The sequence below is a fragment of the Flavobacterium tibetense genome, from assembly GCF_003293845.1.
GTDB classification, from domain to species: Bacteria; Bacteroidota; Bacteroidia; order Flavobacteriales; family Flavobacteriaceae; genus Flavobacterium; species Flavobacterium tibetense.
Map to the genome: position 1 here is coordinate 32,509 of NZ_QLST01000013.1, position 22,702 is coordinate 55,210.

Annotated in this window: 17 protein-coding genes and 1 tRNA gene; 2 read left to right on the top strand and 16 right to left on the bottom strand. The window is 34.6% G+C overall.

Annotated features, from left to right (window positions below):
- From ruvA to DPN68_RS10525, 12 genes are all read right to left on the bottom strand, one after another.
- The gene (ruvA, locus tag DPN68_RS10470; RefSeq protein WP_113989600.1) at positions 1-582 is read right to left on the bottom strand and encodes a Holliday junction branch migration protein RuvA; all 582 of its coding nucleotides are present in this window, start codon (positions 580-582) and stop codon (positions 1-3) included.
- A gap of 19 nt (positions 583-601) precedes the next feature.
- Positions 602-2,893 carry an NADP-dependent malic enzyme gene (locus DPN68_RS10475; RefSeq protein ID WP_113989601.1) on the bottom strand — a complete coding sequence of 764 codons (2,292 nt, stop codon included), beginning with the start codon at positions 2,891-2,893 and terminating at the stop codon, positions 602-604.
- A 57-nt stretch (positions 2,894-2,950) separates the two neighbouring features.
- Entirely contained in the window at positions 2,951-3,883 is a 933-nt protein-coding gene (queG, locus tag DPN68_RS10480) for a tRNA epoxyqueuosine(34) reductase QueG (protein WP_113989602.1), read from the bottom strand.
- A 1-nt stretch (position 3,884) separates the two neighbouring features.
- Positions 3,885-4,907 (bottom strand): Holliday junction branch migration DNA helicase RuvB, encoded by a 1,023-nt coding sequence (gene ruvB, locus DPN68_RS10485; RefSeq protein ID WP_113989603.1) that lies wholly within the window; start codon positions 4,905-4,907, stop codon positions 3,885-3,887.
- 70 nt (positions 4,908-4,977) lie between these two features.
- A complete protein-coding gene (locus DPN68_RS10490) occupies positions 4,978-6,747 on the bottom strand; it encodes a cytochrome c oxidase subunit I (protein ID WP_113989604.1) in 1,770 nt (589 codons plus the stop codon).
- A 26-nt stretch (positions 6,748-6,773) separates the two neighbouring features.
- The gene (locus DPN68_RS10495) at positions 6,774-7,925 is read right to left on the bottom strand and encodes a cytochrome c oxidase subunit II (RefSeq protein ID WP_113989605.1); all 1,152 of its coding nucleotides are present in this window, start codon (positions 7,923-7,925) and stop codon (positions 6,774-6,776) included.
- Between the two features lie 19 nt (positions 7,926-7,944).
- The gene (locus tag DPN68_RS10500; protein WP_113989606.1) at positions 7,945-9,258 is read right to left on the bottom strand and encodes a cation-translocating P-type ATPase; all 1,314 of its coding nucleotides are present in this window, start codon (positions 9,256-9,258) and stop codon (positions 7,945-7,947) included.
- Between the two features lie 29 nt (positions 9,259-9,287).
- Positions 9,288-9,833, bottom strand: coding sequence for a c-type cytochrome (locus DPN68_RS10505; RefSeq protein ID WP_113989607.1), 546 nt, complete (start codon positions 9,831-9,833; stop codon positions 9,288-9,290).
- A gap of 8 nt (positions 9,834-9,841) precedes the next feature.
- Entirely contained in the window at positions 9,842-10,366 is a 525-nt protein-coding gene (locus DPN68_RS10510; protein ID WP_113989608.1) for a DUF3341 domain-containing protein, read from the bottom strand.
- Between the two features lie 4 nt (positions 10,367-10,370).
- The gene (gene nrfD, locus DPN68_RS10515) at positions 10,371-11,777 is read right to left on the bottom strand and encodes an NrfD/PsrC family molybdoenzyme membrane anchor subunit (protein WP_113989609.1); all 1,407 of its coding nucleotides are present in this window, start codon (positions 11,775-11,777) and stop codon (positions 10,371-10,373) included.
- A 30-nt stretch (positions 11,778-11,807) separates the two neighbouring features.
- Positions 11,808-14,861: a TAT-variant-translocated molybdopterin oxidoreductase gene (locus tag DPN68_RS10520; protein ID WP_113989610.1), complete on the bottom strand. Its 3,054-nt coding sequence runs from the start codon at positions 14,859-14,861 to the stop codon at positions 11,808-11,810.
- A 33-nt stretch (positions 14,862-14,894) separates the two neighbouring features.
- Positions 14,895-16,178: a c-type cytochrome gene (locus DPN68_RS10525; protein WP_113989611.1), complete on the bottom strand. Its 1,284-nt coding sequence runs from the start codon at positions 16,176-16,178 to the stop codon at positions 14,895-14,897.
- 221 nt (positions 16,179-16,399) lie between these two features.
- On the opposite strand from DPN68_RS10525, the gene DPN68_RS10530 reads away from it, so the two are divergent.
- Positions 16,400-16,789, top strand: coding sequence for an SPOR domain-containing protein (locus DPN68_RS10530; protein ID WP_113989612.1), 390 nt, complete (start codon positions 16,400-16,402; stop codon positions 16,787-16,789).
- Between the two features lie 48 nt (positions 16,790-16,837).
- Here the strand turns inward: DPN68_RS10530 and infB are convergent, their stop codons facing one another.
- From infB to rimP, 3 genes are read right to left on the bottom strand one after another with little or no spacing between them, the layout of a single operon-like run.
- Entirely contained in the window at positions 16,838-19,627 is a 2,790-nt protein-coding gene (gene infB / locus DPN68_RS10535; RefSeq protein WP_113989613.1) for a translation initiation factor IF-2, read from the bottom strand.
- A gap of 56 nt (positions 19,628-19,683) precedes the next feature.
- On the bottom strand, positions 19,684-20,922 hold the full coding sequence (gene nusA, locus DPN68_RS10540) for a transcription termination factor NusA (RefSeq protein ID WP_113989614.1): 1,239 nt from the start codon (positions 20,920-20,922) through the stop codon (positions 19,684-19,686).
- 13 nt (positions 20,923-20,935) lie between these two features.
- Positions 20,936-21,403 carry a ribosome assembly cofactor RimP gene (gene rimP, locus DPN68_RS10545; protein ID WP_113989615.1) on the bottom strand — a complete coding sequence of 156 codons (468 nt, stop codon included), beginning with the start codon at positions 21,401-21,403 and terminating at the stop codon, positions 20,936-20,938.
- 164 nt (positions 21,404-21,567) lie between these two features.
- Between rimP and DPN68_RS10550 the strand changes: the two genes are divergently transcribed.
- A complete protein-coding gene (locus tag DPN68_RS10550; protein WP_113989616.1) occupies positions 21,568-22,392 on the top strand; it encodes a universal stress protein in 825 nt (274 codons plus the stop codon).
- A gap of 83 nt (positions 22,393-22,475) precedes the next feature.
- On the opposite strand, the gene DPN68_RS10555 is transcribed toward DPN68_RS10550, so the two are convergent.
- Positions 22,476-22,546: transfer RNA gene (locus tag DPN68_RS10555), tRNA-Gln, on the bottom strand.
- Positions 22,547-22,702: the final 156 nt, after the last annotated feature.

Consider the following 22,702-nt stretch of genomic DNA (forward strand, 5'->3'; position numbering starts at 1 on the left):
TTACAAATTTTTTAAAGCTTGTTTAATTAGGTCTTCAGCGGAAGCATTTGGGGCTTCTTTAACAATTTTATCCATCACTTTTTCTGCATTTTTACGATTAAATCCTAAAACCTCTAATGCTGATAACGCTTCATCTTTATTTGTATTGTATGGAGCTGAAGAAACATCGTCTAAACTGTATACTTTTAACACTTTATCTTTCAAGTCTAAAATTACACGTTGCGCTGTTTTTGCTCCAATTCCTTTAATTCCTTGAATAGTTACCACATCATTAGACGCAATAGCTTGAATGATTTGCGTAGGCGCTAAAGAAGACAACATCGTTCGAGCAATATTAGCTCCAATTCCTGAAACAGAAAGTAATAATTTAAACAATTCTCGTTCTTGTTTTTCAACAAAACCATATAAAGTATGAGCATCTTCTTTTACTTGCAAAAAAGTGAACAACCTAATATTCTCTGTAGTTGGTAATAACGAATACGTGTGTAATGAAATATTAACCAAATAACCCACACCATTGCAATCAATAACTACATCGGTTGGGTTTTTCTCTACTAATTTTCCTTGCAAGTGTGTAATCATAACTTTTAAAAGTGCTAATTTACTTTTTTATTTGTTTGGAACGTCTTTCTTTTTCTTGCGCATCAACAACAGCAACGGCCGCCATATTTACCATTTCTTCTACACTTGCTCCCAATTGGAAAATATGAACGGGTTTATCTAATCCCAACATAATTGGTCCAATCGACATTACTTTATTTAATTCTTTTAGAAGTTTATACGTAATATTGGCTGCATCTAAATTTGGGAATACCAATGTATTCACTTTTTTATTGGCAATTTTTGAAAATGGAAATTTACTTGAAATCAATTCTGGGTTTAAAGCAAAATCAGATTGTACTTCACCATCTACAATTAAATCTGGATAATTTTCATGTAAAAAAGCAACTGCTTTTCTGATCTTCAACGCACTTTCATTGTCTGATGAACCAAAATTAGAGAAGGAAACCATAGCAATTACAGGCTCCATACCGAACATTCTAACTGTTTTAGCAGTCATCAATGCAATCTTAGCTAAATCATCAGCTGTTGGATTTGGATTAATAGCTGTATCTGCCAAGAAAATTGGACCTCTTTTGGTCATCATCATATTGGTTGTTGCTATTCTTGTTACGCCTGGCGCTTTTTCAATTAGTTCCATCATCGGTTTAACATTGGAAGGATAACTTCTAGAATATCCAGTAACCAATGCATCTGCTTCCCCTTTATTGACCATCATGGCTGCGAAATAATTTCTTTCACGCATCCATTTTTGAGCGTCTAAATAGGTTGTTCCTTTGCGTTTTCTAGTTTCCCAATAGGTTGTTGCGTATCGGTTTCTTCTTTCTTCTTCCTCTTTGGTTTTTGGATCGATTATCTCCACTTCAGCATCAAAACCAATTTCTTCTTTTAATTCCAAAATAGTTTCTTTGTTCCCTAATAAAACTGGAATTCCAATTCCGTCTTCGTGAACAATTTGGGCTGCTTTCAACACATCTAAATGATCTGCTTCGGCAAAAACTACACGTTTTGGATCTGTTTTAGCGCGGTTAATCAACAAACGAACTAGTTTATTATCAGAACCCATTCGCTCTAAAAGATCATCTTTGTATTTTTCCCAATCGGTAATTGGTGCCAATGCTACACCAGAATCCATTGCTGCTTTTGCAACTGCTGGTGGTACTTCGGCAATTAATCTTGGATCAAAAGGTTTTGGAATAATATAATCACGACCAAAAGCTAATTTGGTTTCTCCGTAAGCAATGTTTACTTGTTCTGGCACAGAAGCTTTAGCTAATTCTGCTAATGCAACTACTGCAGCCTTTTTCATTTCCTCATTAATTTTGGTAGCACGCACATCTAAAGCACCTCTAAAAATATAAGGAAATCCTAAAACGTTATTCACTTGGTTAGGATGGTCAGAACGACCAGTTGCCATAATAATATCTTTACGAGTAGCGATTGCTAAATCATAATTAATTTCAGGAGTAGGATTAGCCATTGCAAAAACAATAGGATTATCCGCCATGCTTAACAACATATCAGCAGTAACAATATCTCCAGTTGATAATCCAACAAAAACATCGGCTCCTTTCATGGCATCTGCTAACGAATCAAAATGTTTATCCGTTGCATATTTGCGTTGCATATCGGTTACTTTTGGATCGTCTTTTCGTAATGGTCCTTTGCTATTGAACATTACAATGTTTTCTGGTTTTACACCAAAAGCTACATACAAATTCGCACAAGCAATAGCTGCAGAACCTGCACCAGAAATTACCATGGTAACTTCTTCCATTTTTTTATCTGCCAATTCAACGGCGTTTAAAAGTGCTGCTGCAGAAATAATTGCAGTTCCATGTTGGTCATCGTGCATTACTGGAATGTTTAATTCCTCTACCAAACGTCTTTCGATCTCAAAAGATTCTGGTGCCTTGATATCTTCAAGGTTAATTCCGCCAAATGTTGGAGCAATATTTTTTACCGTTTCTATGAATTTGTCCACATCTTTGGTATCTACTTCAATGTCGAACACATCAATATCAGCGAAGATTTTGAACAACAAGCCTTTTCCTTCCATTACGGGTTTAGAAGCTTCTGGCCCAATATCTCCTAGTCCTAAAACGGCTGTTCCGTTAGAGATTACAGCTACTAAGTTTCCTTTAGCTGTGTATTTATAAACGTTATTTATATCTTTTTGAATTTCTAAACAAGGCTCTGCCACACCTGGTGAGTAAGCCAAAGCCAAATCGCGCTGCGTTGCATATTTCTTTGTTGGAACAACTTGAATTTTACCTGGAGTTGGTTTCGCATGGTACAACAACGCTTCTCTTCTTTTGCTATCTTTATGCATAGTTTTTTGATTTACTAACTTACAAAGATAAAAGGATGCTGATAATAATTGAAATTTTTAAGGGTAATCTTTAAAAAAGTTTATATTTCGCTGTAAACCAGAAAGTTTGGTTCGATTGAATGCTGAATTTTTGAACACCTTTTGAAAAGTATCTTGCGTAATTTCCTCCCAATCGGATTTAGTGAATTGAAGAATTTCGTTATTGGGTTGGAATCTGGGTTCATTATGTGGTTTCGAAAATCGGTTCCATGGGCAAACATCTTGGCAAACATCACAACCAAACATCCAATCGTCGAATTTGTCTTTCATTACATTAGGAAGATTATCTTTTAATTCGATGGTGAAATACGAAATACATTTACTTCCATCTACCACATAAGGCGCTACAATCGCTTCGGTTGGGCAAGCATCAATACACGCTGTACAAGTGCCGCAGTGATCGGTTGTGGGCGTGTCGTATTCCAATTCTAAATCAACAATTAATTCGGCAATAAAATAAAAAGAACCTACTTTTTGGGTAATTAAATTGCTGTTTTTTCCAATCCAACCCAAACCACTTTTTGCAGCCCAAGCTTTATCTAAAACTGGAGCTGAATCTACAAAAGCTCTTCCGTTTACTTCACCAATTTCTGTTTGAATAAAATGCAATAATTCTTTTAATTTGTCTTTGATTACAAAATGATAATCTTCACCATAAGCATATTTTGAAATTTTATACGAATCTTCATTTTGGAATTCCGAAGGATAATAATTCAACAATAACGAAATCACACTTTTTGCTCCATCAACTAATAATGTTGGATCCAAACGCTTGTCGAAATGATTTTCCATGTAGCTCATTTGACCATTCATGTTATTATTGAGCCAACTTTCTAATCTTGGCGCTTCTTCCTCAAGAAAACCAGCTTTGGAAATACCGCAAGACAAAAAGCCGATTCTCTGGGATTCGGCTTTTATAAGTTGCGCGTATTTTTCTTTGTTATTAATCAAACTAAAAAAGTCCTCCTTGAATATTGTTTTTAATTTTACCTAAATGTTTATACGCTTTATCCGTAACTTCTCTTCCGCGCGGAGTTCTTATGATAAATCCTTCTTGAATTAAAAAAGGTTCGTACACTTCTTCGATAGTCTCTCCACTCTCGGAAACAGCAGTTGCAAGAGTTGATAAGCCAACTGGACCACCTTTGAATTTATCGATTATAGTTACTAGAATTTTATTATCCATTTCATCTAATCCGTGTGCATCTACGTTAAGTGCTTTTAGTGCAAATCTGGCAATCTCTATATCAATTTTCCCATTTCCTTTTATTTGAGCAAAATCTCTTACTCTTCGTAAGAGTGCGTTCGCAATACGTGGTGTTCCTCTACTTCTACCTGCGATTTCAATAGCTGCTTCCATTGTTATTGGCATTTTTAAAATAGAAGCACTTCGTTGAACTATTGTCGTTAGCAATTCGGTATTATAGTATTGTAATCGACTTTGTATTCCAAAACGAGCACGCATTGGTGCAGTTAACAAACCCGAACGAGTTGTTGCTCCAATAAGCGTAAAAGGATTTAGATTAATTTGAACGGTTCTTGCATTTGGACCCGATTCTATCATAATATCGATTTTAAAATCCTCCATTGCTGAATACAAATATTCTTCAACGACTGGACTTAAGCGGTGAATCTCGTCAATAAACAAAACATCGCGTTCTTCTAAATTCGTTAGTAAACCCGCTAAATCGCCTGGTTTGTCTAAAACGGGTCCAGAAGTAATTTTGATTCCAACACCTAATTCATTCGCAAGAATATTGGCAAGCGTAGTTTTACCTAAACCTGGAGGACCATGAAACAAAGTATGATCTAACGCTTCACTTCGCAAATTTGCTGCTTGAACAAAAACTTTTAAGTTATCTAAAACTTGTTCTTGTCCTGTAAAATCATCAAAGGATAATGGTCTTAATGCCTTTTCAATATCAACCTCTTGTGGTGAAAAACGCTCTTTATTGGGATCTAAATTCTCATTCATAAAAACAAAGATAGCTAAAACTTAAAACAAAAAAACCTTTCGATTTGAAAGGTTTTTTTGTTTTTGTATATTAATGATGAAGTTGCTCTTCACCTTCTTTCATTGGTACAATCTGAGGAACAAAATCTTCGTCATGTCCAGGTTTGTTGTAGTCATAAGGCCAACGGTGTACTTCAGGAATTTCTCCAGGCCAGTTACCGTGAATATGTTCAACTGGTGTTGTCCACTCTAAAGTATTTGATCTCCAAGGATTTTGTGTTGCTTTCTTACCGTAGAACATACTATAGAAGAAGTTCCAGAAGAAAACAATTTGGAAAGCAGCACCAATAATTGCAAATACTGTAATTAATACGTTAACATCTGCTAAATCATCAAATAATGGAAATGCTGAGTTAGTATAATAACGTCTTGGTAAACCAGCCATTCCGATGAAGTGCATTGGAAAGAAAACTCCGTAAGCACAAACAGCAGTTACCCAAAAGTGAACATATCCTTGCGTTTTGTTCATCATTCTACCAAACATTTTTGGGAACCAATGATACACACCAGCAAAGAAACCATATAATGCAGAAATACCCATTACTAAGTGGAAGTGAGCCACAACGAAATACGTATCGTGAACGTTAATATCTAATGTTGAATCTCCTAAAATAATCCCTGTTAAACCTCCAGTAATGAAAGTTGACACTAAACCAATAGAGAATAACATCGCAGGATTCAACTGCAAATTACCTTTCCAAAGCGTTGTGATATAGTTAAATGCTTTTACAGCAGATGGAATTGCAATTAATAAAGTTGTAAATGTAAATACAGAACCTAAGAAAGGATTCATACCCGACACGAACATATGGTGACCCCAAACAATTGTAGAAAGGAAAGCAATTGCTAAGATTGAAGCGACCATCGCTCTATAACCAAAAATTGGTTTTCTTGAGTTAGTAGCTATAATTTCAGAAGTAATACCTAAAGCCGGTAATAATACTATATAAACCTCTGGGTGACCTAAGAACCAAAACAAATGTTCAAAAAGTACCGGAGAACCACCTTGGTAATGCAATACTTCACCAGAAATAAAAATATCTGACAAATAGAATGAAGTTCCAAAACTTCTATCAAAAATTAATAAAAGTGCAGCAGATAAAAGAACTGGGAAGGATACAATACCAATAATAGCAGTAACGAAGAATGCCCAAATTGTTAATGGCAAACGCGTCATTGTCATCCCTTTAGTTCTTAAGTTAATAACTGTAACTACATAATTCAAAGATCCCATTAATGAAGATGCAATGAAAATAGCCATAGAAACCAACCATAAAGTCATTCCTAAACCTGATCCAGGAATTGCTTGAGGTAATGCACTTAGAGGAGGATAAATTGTCCATCCTGCAGAAGCTGGTCCTGATTCAACGAATAAAGAACCTACCATAATTACAGATGAAATAAAGAACATCCAGTAAGATAACATGTTCATGAATCCAGATGCCATATCTCTTGCACCAATCTGTAATGGAATAAGTAAGTTACTGAATGTACCACTTAATCCTGCAGTCAATACAAAGAATACCATGATGGTACCATGAATAGTAACCAAAGCTAGGTAAATATCATTTCGCATTACTCCACCTGGAGCAAATTTTTCACCTAATAAAAATTTAAAAATTCCAAATGATTCCTCTGGCCACGCAATTTGCATACGAAATAATACTGACATTAAAACGCCAATAATACCCATAATTAAACCAGTAATCAAATATTGCTTAGCAATCATCTTGTGGTCAAGACTAAAAATATATTTAGTAATGAAAGTTTCTTTGTGATGACCGTGATCGTGTGCTGACATAATTCTATCTATTAAAATATCTTAAACTATTCTACTACTTGTGCTAAAACTTTTGTTGTATCAACTACTGCTTCAACAGCTTCAGGTTGAACTGGTGCTGCTGCAGGTGCATTAGCTTCAGCCCATTGTTTTGCAAGGGTTGGTTTTTCACTCAACCATTTTTTGAAATCTTCTGGCGACTCCACAACAATTTTCATTTGCATGTTGTAGTGAGAAGCACCACAAATTTTATTACATAATAATAAATAATCAAAAGTATAAGGATCTAAAGCTTCTCCACCGTTAGCAACTAATTCAGCACTTTTCTTTGCACGAATTTTGTTGATTCTATCAACTTTAGCAATCATTTTATCATTTTGACGCATTTCTTCAGTTGTAACTGTTGGAACAAAAACAAATTGAGTAACCATACCAGGTACGCAGTTCATTTGCGCTCTAAAATGCGGCATATAAGCAGAGTGCAATACATCTTGAGAACGTATTTTGAATACTACTTTTTTACCTTTAGGTAAGTGTAATTCATTAACTACTTTATCATCTTGAGCAGCTGGATCAGCTAAATCAACTCCTAATGTATTGATTCCTTCAATATAACGTACGTTAGCTTTTCCTAAAGTATTATCTTCTCCAGCATATCTAGCTTCCCAACCAAATTGTTTTGCGTATAATTCAACATAAATAACTTCCTCCTCTTGGTCGTAATACATAATATTATTCCAAGTGTAAAGTCCGTACAAAATTAAACCAGCCAATGTAATAACAGGAATAATAGTCCAGATGAACTCTAATTTATTGTTATCAGCAAAATAAACAACTTCAGCACCTTTTTTCCCGCGATATTTAAAAGCAAAATAATGCAATAAGGCTTGAGTTATAGTTTGAACAAAGAAGATAAGAATCATAGAAATCCACATAAGTGTATCTACATCTTTTCCATGTTCAGAAGCAGAGTTATCCATTAATGGTAAATCACCATACTTAACTACACAAAAAATGGTTATCAAATAAATGAAGGCAAGAAAGCCAAACATTAAGTATCCATTAATGTTGTTATCATTATCGTTAGCAATTTCACTGTTTTCAGCAGCGCCAACTTGTGTTAAATGAAATATTTTAGTTAATTGCCAAACAGCAACTCCAATGAAGACTAAAACAATAAATACTAATAAACCAGTCATTTGTTTATTTCTTTAAATATTAATAATGAAAATGTTTGCTTTCTTCCATGTAAGGATTATTCTTAGGCTCAAGTGGTGCTTTAGTTAAAGCAGTAAATACTACAAATATAAAAAGACCTAAGAAAAACAATATCGAACCAATTTCTGGCATTCCAATAAACCATTGATCACCAACAGTTGCAGGCATAATCATATTGAAGAAATCGATATAGTGACCAAACAAAATTACGATACCAGCCATTACAATAATCCAAGACAAACGTTTGAAATCAGTATTAATTAAAATTAATAATGGAAAAATGAAGTTCATAGCTAACATTCCGAAGAAAGGCAGATTATATTGTTCAATTCTTGTTACGTAATAAGTTACTTCCTCAGGAATATTAGAATACCAAATCAACATAAATTGAGAGAACCATAAGTAAGTCCAGAAAATACTAATTCCAAACATAAATTTAGCTAAGTCATGAATGTGGCTTGTATTAACATTCTCTAAATATCCTTTAGATTTTAAATATATAGTAATTAAAGCTATTGCAGTAATTCCACTTACGAAGAAACTTGCAAATACATACCAACCAAATAATGTACTATACCAGTGAGGATCTACGGACATAATCCAATCCCAAGACATAATAGATTCAGTAATGATGAAAATAACTAAAAATGTAGCAGCCAATTTGAAATTCTTTTTATAGAATGACAAATCTGTGGTACTATCTTGAGCGATAGAATTTTTTCTCATTTTAGCACGGAAGAAATTCCATAACCCTAAGAAAATTGCAGCTCTAATTAAAAAGAAAGTTACATTCAAATAACCAGATTTACCTTGTATTAATGTATCATTTGCAACTACATCAGCATCCATCCATACAAATAAATGATTCATGTGCATAGCTGAAAGTACTAATACAATAAAGAAAATAATAGAACCTGGTAACATATAAGCTGTTATACCTTCCATCACACGGAATAAGATTGGAGACCAACCTGCTTGTGCCGCATACTGAATAGCATAAAAAGCCATTACACCAACAGACAATAACAAGAAAAAGATACAAGCTACGTAAAATGCAGCCCATGGCTTATTCTGCAATTGGTGCAAAACATGTTCTAAATGTTCTTTATGTTCCGCGTCTGAATGTTTTGCATCCGCATGATCAGCGTGAGCAACTGCGTGGTCATGATGACCATGAGCATGACTTTCAGACAATATCGTTTCAACTTCTTCAATAGTTTTTGGAGCACTCATAAAGCCAATTCCAATACCAACCAATCCTAATAACATTAAGACTAGAGAAAAAGTTTTTAATTTACTTGAAAACGTATACATATTAATTATTTTCAATTGGTGTTTTACAATTATAATTCTGATCTAAGTTTTAAAACGTAGCTAGCTACTTGCCATCTTTCTTCTTGAGAAAGCTGGTTGGCGTGAGAACCCATTGAGTTCAAACCATAAGTTACTACGTGATAAATACTACCTGCTGTAATTTCTCTCTCTTTAAAGTTAGGAACTCCAAGAAACTTTTCTCTTTTTACTAAATTTCCTTGTCCGTCACCTTTCTCACCATGGCAAATTGCACAATAGATGTTGAACAATTCTTTCGCTTTAGTTTCATTATAAGATGCATCATCTAATGGAGAATTTAAAGTTGCTTTTGCTAAAGCATAACCTTCCGGAGTATTAGGAATTTCATAAGGCACAAAACCTCTTTTCACAGTTCCATCCGCAGGTATTTGCGCTTCAACGCCACCTTCAAAAACTTCGTGTTCCGAATATGTTTCATAAGAAACAGCTTCATACATGTTAGGGAAAAACTGGTAGTTTGGTTTTGAACTATCAAAGCAAGAAGTTGCTAAGAAAGACAAACCTAAAACGGCTACTATTTTATTTAAGCTTTTCATATTGTGTATTAATGCTTTTCAATTATTTTAACTTCTACTGCTCCAGTTGATTGGAAAAAAGAAATCAACTCTTCTTCGTTTCCATGAACTCCAATTTCCATTAAAAAATGATCATCAGTTGTTCTTACATCAGGATTTTCAGCTTGTTTGAATGGCCATAATTTACTTCTCATATAGAATGTAATTACCATTAAGTGAGCTGCAAAAAATACTGTCATCTCAAACATAATTGGAACAAATGCTGGCATATTCTCGATGTAGCTAAAACTTGGTTTTCCACCAATATCCTGAGGCCAATCTTGAATCATGATGAAATTCATCATTGTAGTTGCTACAGCAAGACCAACTAATCCATACAAAAAAGCACAAATAGCAATTCTTGTAGGCGCTAATCCCATAGCTTTGTCCAACCCGTGAACAGGGAAAGGAGTATATATTTCTTCAATATGATGATGTGCTGCTCTTGTTTGTTTAACAGCATCCATTAAAACATCATCATCATTATATATAGCGTGTAAAACTTTGTTGCCCATGATATTAATGATTATCTGAATTATGACCGTGTTGTTCTCTTTCTCTCTTGAAATTGTCACCCGAAGACTTTAAAATAGTTTTAACTTCAGCTTGTGCAATTACTGGGAAACTTCTTGAATATAATAAAAATAATACGAAGAAGAAACCAATAGTACCAATATAAATACCCGCATCAACAAATGTTGGTTGGAACATCGTCCAAGATGATGGTAAGTAATCTCTATGTAATGAAGTAACGATAATTACGAAACGCTCAAACCACATACCTACGTTTACTACAATCGAAATAATGAAAGACGCCATGATACTAGTTCTAATTTTCTTGAACCACATAACTTGTGGAGAAATCACGTTACAAGTCATCATTAACCAGTAAGACCACCAGTAAGGTCCAGTAGCTCTGTTTAAGAAAGCATACTGCTCATACTCAACTCCAGAATACCATGCAATGAATAACTCAGTAATATAAGCAATTCCTACAATAGAACCAGTAATCATGATTACAATGTTCATTAATTCGATATGCTGAATAGTGATATAATCTTCTAAGTTAGACACTTTTCTCATGATAATCAACAAGGTATTTACCATGGCGAAACCTGAGAAAATAGCTCCAGCAACAAAGTACGGAGGTAAGATAGTCGTATGCCAACCTGGAATTACCGAAGTTGCGAAGTCAAACGATACAATCGTGTGTACAGAAAGTACAAGAGGAGTTGCTAAACCAGCTAATACCAAAGATACTTCTTCGAAACGTTGCCAATCTTTAGCTCTACCACTCCATCCGAAAGATAAAGTTGAATAAATTCTTTTTGTAAATGGCGTAATCGCTCTATCACGTAACATAGCAAAGTCAGGTAATAAACCAGTCCACCAGAAAACTAATGATACCGATAAATAGGTAGAAATTGCAAATACATCCCATAAAAGTGGCGAGTTAAAGTTAACCCATAACGAACCAAATTGGTTTGGAATAGGCAATACCCAGTATCCTAACCATGGACGACCCATGTGAATAATTGGGAATAAACCAGCCTGCATAACAGAGAAAATTGTCATTGCTTCTGCAGAACGGTTAATAGCCATTCTCCATTTTTGACGGAATAATAATAATACGGCAGAGATAAGAGTACCCGCGTGACCGATACCTACCCACCAAACGAAGTTGGTAATATCCCATGCCCAACCTACAGTTTTATTTAATCCCCATGTTCCAATTCCTGTAGTAACTGTATAAATCATACACCCTAAGCCATATAAAAAGGCAGCTAAGGCAATTGAAAATACAATCCACCATTGTTTGTTAGCTCTACCTTCTACAGGTCTAGCAACATCTACAGTAACATCGTGGTAAGACTTGCTTCCTACGACTAAAGGTTTTCTAATGGGTGCTTCGTAATGAGACGACATAATCCTTTATATTGTTTCTTTAATTAATACTTATTTAACGTTTCTAACTTTTACATGGTAGAATACATTTGGTTTTGTACCAATGTGCTCTAATAAATGATACATTCTATCATCTTCAGCCAATTTAGCTACTTGTGATTCTTTATCATTTACGTCTCCAAATACCATTGCTCCGCTTGTACAAGCTGCAGAACATGCTGTTTGGAATTCACCATCTTTAACAAGTCTTCCTTCACGTTTTGCTTTTAATTTTGTTGCTTGCGTCATTTGAATACACATAGAACATTTTTCCATAACACCACGAGAACGAACATTTACATCTGGATTAATTACCATACGACCTAAATCGTCATTCATGTGGTAATCAAACTCACTATTCTTGTTGTATAAGAACCAGTTGAAACGTCTTACTTTATACGGACAGTTGTTAGCACAGTAACGAGTACCCACACAACGGTTATAAGCCATGTGGTTTTGTCCTTCTTTACCATGTGAAGTTGCCGCAACCGGACAAACTGTTTCACAAGGTGCGTGATTACAGTGTTGACACATTACAGGTTGGAAAGCCACTTGAGGATTCTCAGCAGGATCTTCCATAGCTGTTAATGTAGAAATAGAATCTGATAATCCTTTAGCGTTATTTTTAACAACTACATCTTGATCAAAAGTATCTTGAGAAGAATAATATCTATCGATACGCAACCAATGCATATCACGACTTCTTCTTACTTCAGATTTACCTACAACTGGTACGTTATTCTCAGCGTGACATGCAATAACACATGCTCCACAACCCGTACAAGCGTTTAAGTCAATTGATAAATTGAAATGGTGACCAATACTTCTATCAAAAGCAGTCCATAAATCAACTTCTTTAGCAGGAGTTTCTTTATGGTCTAAAGAAACAACAGGAACAATATTCCAATCAGCAGCATCTTTAGTATTGAATATTTCTAGAGTAGTTTCTTTGATGATATCACCTCTACCCATTAATGTTTTTTGTAACTGAACACAAGCAAATTCATGTTCACCCTCTTCTTTAGTAACGGTTACAGACTGATTAGAATTTAAATTAGTATATAACGTATAAGCATTTACACCAACTTGCATTTCTTTTTTCAATCCAGCTGTTTTTCCATAACCAAAAGCCAAACCAACAGTTCCAACTGCTTGACCCGGTTGAATAATTACTGGCACTTTAGAAAGGGTAGTATTACCTACCTTCAAAGTAGCATAACTTCCGTTCAATCCTCCATTAGCTACATTCCAATTTTCCAAACCTAACTTTTCAGCATCTTTTTTAGAAACTGTTAAGTAATTATCCCAAGACGCTCTCGTAATAGGATCAGGAAACTCTTGTAACCATGGATTATTAGCTTGTTGTCCATCACCCATTCCAGTTTTAGTATACAATACCAAATCCAAACCAGCTGATTTTGCTTGAGCTAATTTTGAAGCTGAAGTACTAGCATCGATAGCACCAGCAGACAATGAAGAAACTTCACTTACTGAAAAACCATCATGAACCACTTGGTTCCAAGATTTTCCATTAATATTTGAAGCAGCAAAAGCTTTTAAGTAATCATAATATGAAGTAGCAGTTTCTGTCCAAGACAAAATAGCTTCTTGTAATTGTTTCGTATCAAATAAAGGACGAATAGTAGGTTGCATTACACTATAATGACCTCTTTCCATCATAACATCACCCCATGATTCTAAATAATGAGGAGCTGCAGCAGCAATAGTAGTTAAACTAGCCGTTTCATCTTCCTTCATTGAGAAAGCAACAGAAAGTTTTACTTTTTTAAGTCCGTCTACAAATTGTTTTGAATTAGCTAAAGTATAAACTGGATTAACACCACTCATAATCAAAGTGTGAACTGAACCAGCATTCATATCAGTTACCAATTGAGCAACCGCTTTAGCATTTCCTTTGCGAGTTAATTTAGTAGCACTTGGATTGAAAGCTTCAGAAGATAAAGCAGTATTGATAGCCAAAACCAAAAGTTGTGCATCAACATCATCTAAACCTGTAACTAAAACTCCTTTTCCAGCAGCTGCTTTTAATTGCTGAGCCGCTTTCATAACTTCTGCATCGTACTTTTCAATTGTTGAAGTTCCAACAGCAGCACCAGTTACTACATTATATATTTTTACTAATGCTTGTTTTTGTTGCGCTACCGTTAAAGGAATACGCTTATCTGCATTAGCTCCAGCCAAAGACATATTAGCCTCTATTTGGATATGTTTAGACATTTTACCATTTTTAGGAATACGGCCTTTTGCATAACCTGCATCATAACCGCCACCTTGCCAATCTCCAAGAATATCAGCACCTATTGAAACGATAACATCAGCTTTAGAAAAATCATATCCAGCCAAACCCCTTACACCGTAAACCGATTCAAAAGCATCTAAGGCATTTGATTCAGAAACCGCATCATAAACAACATGTTTAACCGTTGGATATTGAGCCTGTAAATTAGTAATTAAAGCATCTGTAGAAGGACTTGCCATCGTATTTGTCAATACTACAACTTGACCTCCAGTAGCTTTAGCATCTTCTAAACTAGCTTTTACTTTAGCATTCACTTCGCTCCATTCCGCTTCTTTTCCTGAAATTTTAGATTTTTTTAATCTTAAACTATCATATAAAGAAAGTACAGAAGCATGAACTCTTGCATTTGCTCCAGTTCGAGATCCTTCTAAATTATTGTTTTCAACTTTAATTGGACGACCTTCACGTGATTTAATTAAGATATTTGCGAAATCAAAACCATCAGCTATAGTTGTTGCATAATAATCTGCAACACCAGGAATGATTTCCTCAGGCTGAACCACATAAGGAATAGATTTCACAACAGGACCTTCACAAGCCGCTAACGAAGCAGCAGCAGTACTGAATCCAACATATTTTAAGAAGTCACGACGAGAAGTTGAACCACTAGCTAACGAATCTTTATCACCTAAAAATTCATCTACAGGAATTTGCTCAACAAACTCATTGTTTCTTAGCGTCTCAACAATAGAGCTATTTTCGTTTAGCTCCTCAACACTTTTCCAGTATTTTTTGTTTGATGCCATATTATTACTTGATATTAGCTTCTAAATTATTTATTAATAGTGACATTTACCACATTCTAAACCTCCCATTTGCGCAGCAGTTAATTGCTTCACACCGTATTTCTTAGAAAGTTCTTCATGGATTTTTTTGTAGTACTCATTGTCTTCTACTTTCACATTTGTTTCTCTGTGACAGTTGATACACCAGCCCATTGTTAATGGAGCATGTTGTTGCATGATTTCCATTTCTTCAACTGGACCGTGACATTTTTGACAATCAACACCAGCAACCGTTACGTGCTGAGCATGGCTAAAGTACACGTGATCAGGTAAATTATGAATTCTAACCCATTTTACTGGTTGTGTTTTACCTGTATAACTTTGCGTAGCCGGATCCCAACCAACAGCATCATATAATTTTTGAATCTCTCCATCATAGAAAGCTTTGCTATACTCAGGAGTTGCAGTAGTTTCAGCCACTTCATTGATGTTTTTATGACAGTTCATACAAACATTTAAAGAAGGAATATTAGAATGCTTACTTACACGAGCAGCAGAGTGACAGTATTTACAATCAATACCGTTATCACCAGCGTGAATTTTGTGCGAATAATGAATTGGTTGCACAGGAGCATATCCTTGGTCAACACCAATTTGCATCATCCAGCCGTAAGCAAAATAAGCTGCTACTAATAAGAATGCAATTGCAGATACTAAAACCAAAAAATGGTTTCTCGCAAAAGCTACCCAAATTGGCACTGCTTTTTCTTTTGGCTCAACTTCAATTCCGTTAGCTTTAGCAATTTTAGTTAATACATTGTTTACTAAAAACAACATTACCACTAACATTCCTAAAACCAATGCCAAAGCACCAAGAATTACATTGTTTGAAATTCCAGTACCCGAATCAGATGAAGTTGAAGCACCATCAGCTACTACCACTGGTTTTTCAGCAGGAACTTCTGAAGTATACGCTAAAATATCATCAATATCCGCATTAGACAATTGAGGAAATGCCGTCATTGGCACTTTTCCGTTTTCTTCAAAAACTTTTACTGCTAATGCATCACCTGATTTAATCAAGTCAGCACTATTTTTAATCCATTTATACAACCACTCTTTTTCATACTTATCAGCAACACCACGAAGTGCAGGACCCGTAGCCTTACCATCTAATTTATGACAAGCAGCACATTGAGAATTAAACAATGCTTTTCCTTTTGCAGGATCACCACCAACGGCAGCATCTTGAGAAAAAACAGACAAAGAAAAAGTTAGCATGAACGCTAAACTGAAGAAAATCTTTGAAAACGATTTATGGTTACCCACCTTTTTCATATTTAATTAATGATTATCGACTCAATATTTTTGGTATGATTTTAGCTACCTGATAAACAAATAGGAATCACACACAATTTTAACTCCGACAAAAATACAATTTTAGAACTATTCTATAAACCTTAATTTTATCATAAAATGTAATTTATATTTATTCTAAATAATTTGAAGTTTTCTGTTTATTTATATAAATTGTATTTTTGTCCTATACAAATATCAAAATGAGAAAATTAGCCTTAAAAACCGTTTTTTTTATTGCACTTCAATTTGCTTTTGGGAGCTATGAAATGCATGCTCAAGATTCAAAAATAAAAATTGAGCAGAACCCAAAAATTGAGAATTTACTTAAAGAAAAGCAAAAATTAAACACTTCACTAACTGTAAACGACAGTTATAAAATCCAAATCTTCTACGGAAGTAGTGAAGAAGCAAAAAAGAAAAATGCTGAATTCAAAAAGGATTTTAAAGACATAGAAACTACTATCATCTATACCAATCCCACATTCAAAGTTTGGGTAGGCAATTACAAGCTAAGAATTCATGCAGAAAAGGCGCTGATTGATATTAAAAAGAAGTACCCAACGGCTTTACTCATCAAACCTAGTAAATAAAAAATATCCCAAGAAATCTTGGGATATTTTAGTTTTATATTGAAAATATTACTTCAATTTTTTCTTAACTTCTACTTCTTGATAAGCTTCAATTAAATCGTATTCTTTAATATCATTGTAGTTCTTAATTTGCATACCACAATCATATCCTTTAGACACTTCTTTTACATCGTCTTTAAAACGCTTTAAAGTAGTTAATTCACCTGTGTAAATAACAACTCCTTCGCGGATTAATCGAATTTGTGAATTTCTAAAAATCTTACCATCAGTCACCATACATCCTGCAATTGTACCAACTTTAGATACTTTGAAAATTTCTCTTATTTCAGCCGTTCCGGTAATTTCCTCTCTCATCTCTGGAGACAACATTCCTTCCATTGCATCTTTAACATCATCAATTGCAGCATAGATAATAGAATAGTTTCTGATATCGATTTCTTCTTTTTCTGCCAATTGTTTAGCGTTTCCTTGCGGACGTACGTTAAATCCAATAATAATAGCATCCGAAGCAGAAGCTAACAATACATCAGATTCTGTAATAGCACCAACTCCTTTATGAATGATATTGATTTGAATTTCTTCTGTTGACAATTTTGAGAACGAATCTGACAATGCTTCAACAGAACCATCCACATCACCTTTAAGAATAATATTCAATTCTTTAAACTGACCTAAAGCGATACGACGACCAATTTCTGCCAAAGTAATATGCTTTTGTGTACGAACCGATTGCTCACGCATCAATTGCGTACGTTTTGCTGCAATTTGTTTTGCTTCTCTTTCGTCTTCGTAAACATTGAATTTATCACCTGCTGTTGGTGCGCCATCCAAACCTAAAACCGAAACTGGCGTTGACGGCCCTGCTTCTTTAATTTGGTGACCACGCTCATCAAACATGGCTCTAATTTTTCCATGATTTTTACCTGCCAATACATAATCTCCAACTTTTAAAGTTCCTGCTTGGACTAAAATTGTTGATACATAACCTCTACCTTTGTCTAATTGCGCTTCCACAACTGTTCCTAAGGCAGGTTTATTTGGATTAGCTTTTAAATCTAGTAATTCAGCTTCCAATAATACTTTTTCTAAAAGTTCTGGAACACCTTGACCAAATTTTGCTGAAATATCGTGAGATTGGTATTTTCCACCCCAATCTTCAACTAATAAATTCATTCCGGCTAATTGTTCTTTAATTTTCTCAGGGTTTGCCGCTGGCTTATCTACTTTGTTGATAGCAAAAATCATTGGCACACCTGCTGCTTGAGCATGACTAATAGCTTCTTTTGTTTGAGGCATAATATCATCATCAGCTGCAACTACAATAATTGCAATATCGGTTACTTGAGCACCACGAGCACGCATTGCGGTAAACGCTTCGTGACCAGGAGTATCTAAGAAAGTGATTTTTTGACCATTTTCTAATAAAACCCCATAAGCACCAATATGCTGTGTAATACCACCTGACTCACCTGCAATTACATTTGCTTTACGAACATAATCTAGTAAAGAAGTTTTACCGTGATCTACGTGGCCCATTACGGTTACAATAGGCGCACGATGTACTAAATCTTCTGGATTGTCTTCAACAACTTCTTGTGCTTCTTCGATATCAGTTGTAATAAATTCAACCTCATATCCAAACTCATCCGCTACAATTGAAAGTGTTTCAGCATCTAAACGTTGGTTCATGGTAACCATGATTCCCAAAGACATACAAGTTCCGATAACTTTAGTAATTGGCACATCCATTAAAGATGCAATTTCACCAACCGTTACAAACTCTGTAACCTTAAGTGTTTTACTACCTTCTTCAATAGCTTGTAATTCGTCATCTACACGCTGACGGTGTGTATCTCTTTTATCTTTACGGTATTTTGCCGCTTTTGATTTATTTCCTTTCCCTTGAAGTCTTTCAAGTGTTTCTTTGATTTGGTTTTTAACCTCTTCTTCAGTAGGTTCCGTTTTTTGAACAACTACTTTTTTACCTTTATTGAAACGATCTTTTGAAAAATCTTTTTTAGCTCCTGGAGCACCAGTTGTATTTGCTGCACCTGGAGTAGGCTTAGTAATACGCTTACGTTTATTTTTGTTTGCGGCGCTATTGTTGTTTCCTACAGCTGGAGTTCCAGGTTTGTTGTCACCTGGTTTTTTAAAATCTTTCTTAGGCTCTTCTTTTTTCTTCTTAGGTTTATTAAATTGAGATAAATCAATTTTTTGACCTGTAAAAGTAGCTCCAGAAAGTTTTTGGTAATTCGTTTTGATGGTATCATCTACTTCTTCACCTTCGGCTCCTGAATTTTCACTTTGAGCTGGAGTTTCTATCTCAGCAGCTTTCTCTTGCTTAACAACTTTTGGCTTAGTTTCTTCTTTACTTTCCTGAACTGGAGTTTCAGAAACAACTGGCTTTTCCTCAGCAACTGGAGTTGGTGTTTGCTCAACAGCAGGAACATCAGCTTCTTTTTTAGGCTCTGGCTTTGCAGGATTTAAATCTATTTTACCAATAGCTTTTGGTCCAGTTAAAACTGCTTTTGCCTTTATAACTTCTTGCTTTTGTTTTTCTTCTTGCTGACGCTTCAACTCAAGTTCTTTTTCAAGTTCTCTTTTCAGTGCTTCCTTTTCTTTCTTCTTTTCTTCACTTACTTCTTGAGATGCAACTTTTTTCCCTTTATCAGCAGAAAATTGGTCGCACAAAACATCATATTCTTCTTGAGATATTTTTGCATTCGGACTAGATTCAATAACATGATTCTTTTCTTTCAAAAAGTCGACTGCGCGCTCAAGAGAAATGTTCAACTCTCTTAAAACCTTATTGATTCTTATTACTCTTTTTTCAGACATATAATCTTTTTAATAATTCTTTTTTGTTTTGTGTGTTGGTTTGGAGCTTAAATGTACTAGTTATCTAACTCGTCTTTCAAAATACGAACTACTTCTAGAATAGTTTCTTCTTCTAAATCAGTTCTTCTAACTAAATCAACCACATCTTGATTCAATACACTTCTAGCAGTATCTAAACCGATTTTTTCGAACTCTTCAATTACCCATGCTTCAATTTCATCAGAGAATTCTCTTAATTCAACATCTTCTTCTTCAACAATTCCTTCTCTAATTACATCTAACTCATAACCTGTTAACATACTAGCCAACTTAATGTTATGTCCGCCTCTACCAATTGCTTTAGAAACTTCTTCTACCTTTAAGAAAACTTCTGCACGTTTTGTTTCTTCGTTAATTTTTACCGAAGATACTTTTGCAGGGCTTAATGCTCTTGTAATATACAATTGAATGTTACTAGTATAATTGATAACATCAATATTTTCATTTCCTAATTCACGAACAATACCGTGAATACGAGAACCTTTCATTCCTACACAAGCACCAACAGGGTCAATTCTATCATCATACGAATCTACAGCTACTTTTGCTTTTTCACCTGGGATACGAACTACTTTTTTAACAGAAATCAAACCGTCAAAAACTTCCGGAATTTCTTGCTCAAACAATTTCTCCAAAAACTCTGGAGCTGTTCTCGACATGATAATTTGCGGTTTATTTCCTTTTAGTTCAACGCTTTCTATAACCCCTCTAACATTTTCTCCTTTTTTGAAGTAATCGTTTGGAATTTGTTTTTCTTTTGGCAATACAATTTCATTTCCATCGTCATCCATTAGAACAACCATCTTAGGCCTAACGTGATGTACTTCTGCTGTATAGATATCCCCAATTAAATCTTTAAATTGTTTGTAAAGATTTGTATTGTCGTGTTCGTGAATTTTTGAAATCAAATTTTGGCGTAAAGCTAAAATCGCTCTTCTTCCTAATTGAAATAATTTTACTTCTTCAGAAACTTCTTCACCAACCTCAAAATCAGGTTCAATTTTTCTTGCTTCAGAAAGTGCGATTTCTGAATTTTCGTCTTCCACTTCACCGTCTTCAACAACAGTTCTGTTTCTCCAAATTTCCATATCACCTTTATCGGGATTGATAATAATATCAAAATTATCGTCTGAACCGTATTTTTTCTTTAATGCATTACGAAATACATCTTCTAAAATCGCCATTAAGGTAACTCTATCAATGAATTTGTCGTCTTTAAACTCTGAAAACGATTCAATTAACGCAATATTCTCCATGTCAACTCTTTATTTAAAATGATATTATAACTGTTGCTTCTTTTATTTCTGAGTAAGGTAAAGTTACTAATTTTTCAACTGTTTCTTTTCCTTTACCCACTTTTTTTTGTTCTCTTGTTGTCCACTCAAGTGTGGTTTGTTCTTCATTTGCGGCTGTAATCTCCGCTTCAATTACTTCTCCTTGAGTTGTTTTTACTGCTAATTTTCTACCAATATTTTTCACATACTGTCTTGGCATTTGCAACGGTCTAGAAACACCCGCAGAAGCTACTTCTAAAGAAAAATCTTGTTCTTCTCTGTCTAAATTAGCCTCAACTGCTCGATTTATTGCAATACAATCTTGCAAATTAACCCCATTATCACCATCTAAAACAATACTGATTTTATTGGAGTCATCCATTTTTAATTCAATTAAAAACAAATCCAAACGTGTTTCTAAAGCTTGTGCTACAGCACTATTTACTTTTTCTTTGAAAGTCATATTCTATAAAAAGAGGCACGCAGTGCGTGCCTCATTACTTAAATGATACTAAATAATGCTGCAAATATACACATATTTTTTAATTTAAAAAAAAATTGTCTGTCTCGGAAATAATTAGTAATTTTATGATGTAAAAAATTACATTCAAAAACAAAAACATACTTATGAAAAAAATCCTTGTACCAACCGATTTTTCCAAGAGCGCGGAAAATGCATTAAAAGTAGCTGCTCAGATTGCCAAAAACAACAATGGTGAAATTTTCTTGTTACATATGCTCGAACTTCCAATGACTGGAAATGATGCGCTTTCTGTTGCTCATGACATTCCGGAATTAATGTTTTTCAAAAATGCTGCAATTGCAAAACTAGACGCATTAATGGAAGTTGACTACCTGAAAGACTTAACCGTTACAAAAATCATCCAATTTGAATTAGCCTTTGAAGGCATCATCAAAACTGGAGAAGGTCACAATGTTGATTTAATCGTTATGGGCTCTCATGGCGCTAGTGGATTCCAAGAAATGTTCATCGGGTCTAACACTGAAAAAGTAGTAAGAAACTCAAATGTTCCAGTTCTTGTTATCAAACATGAAGACGCTAATTTCAAACCAGAAAAATTCGTTTTCGCTTCTGATTTTTCAGACGAAATAAAAAAACCTTTTGAAAAAGTAGTTGCATTTGCTAATAAATTCAATTCGCATTTACATTTAGTAAATATCAATACTCCAAATAATTTCAAATCTACTAAAGTAGCTCAAAAAATTATGGATGAGTTCATGAAAGATTTTGATATTAAAAACTACACCACTCATATTTACAACGACATTAATGTTGAAAAAGGGATTTTACATTTTGCAAAAAGCATCGATGCCGACATAATAGGAATGAGCACACACGGAAGAAAAGGTATTTCTCACTTCTTTAACGGAAGCATCAGCGAAGATTTAGTAAACCACGCGAAAAGACCAGTCGTTACTTTCAAAATATAAACAAAAAAAGTCCGATTCATTTGAATCGGACTTTTTTAAATTTATACCAATAAAAAACTCCTCAATTTGAGGAGTTTTTTTTGTTGGCCCACAAGGACTCGAACCTTGAATGACGGTACCAAAAACCGGAGTGTTACCATTACACCATGGGCCAATTCCCATACAACCTTTTCGATTGCGAGTGCAAATGTAATACATATTTTTAATTCCGCAAATTTTTCCAAAAAAAATATTAAAAATATTTTTTTGCTGTTTCTTTATACAAAAAAGTACTTTCTTTGTAAAATCAACGTTCAATAGAAATAGATAA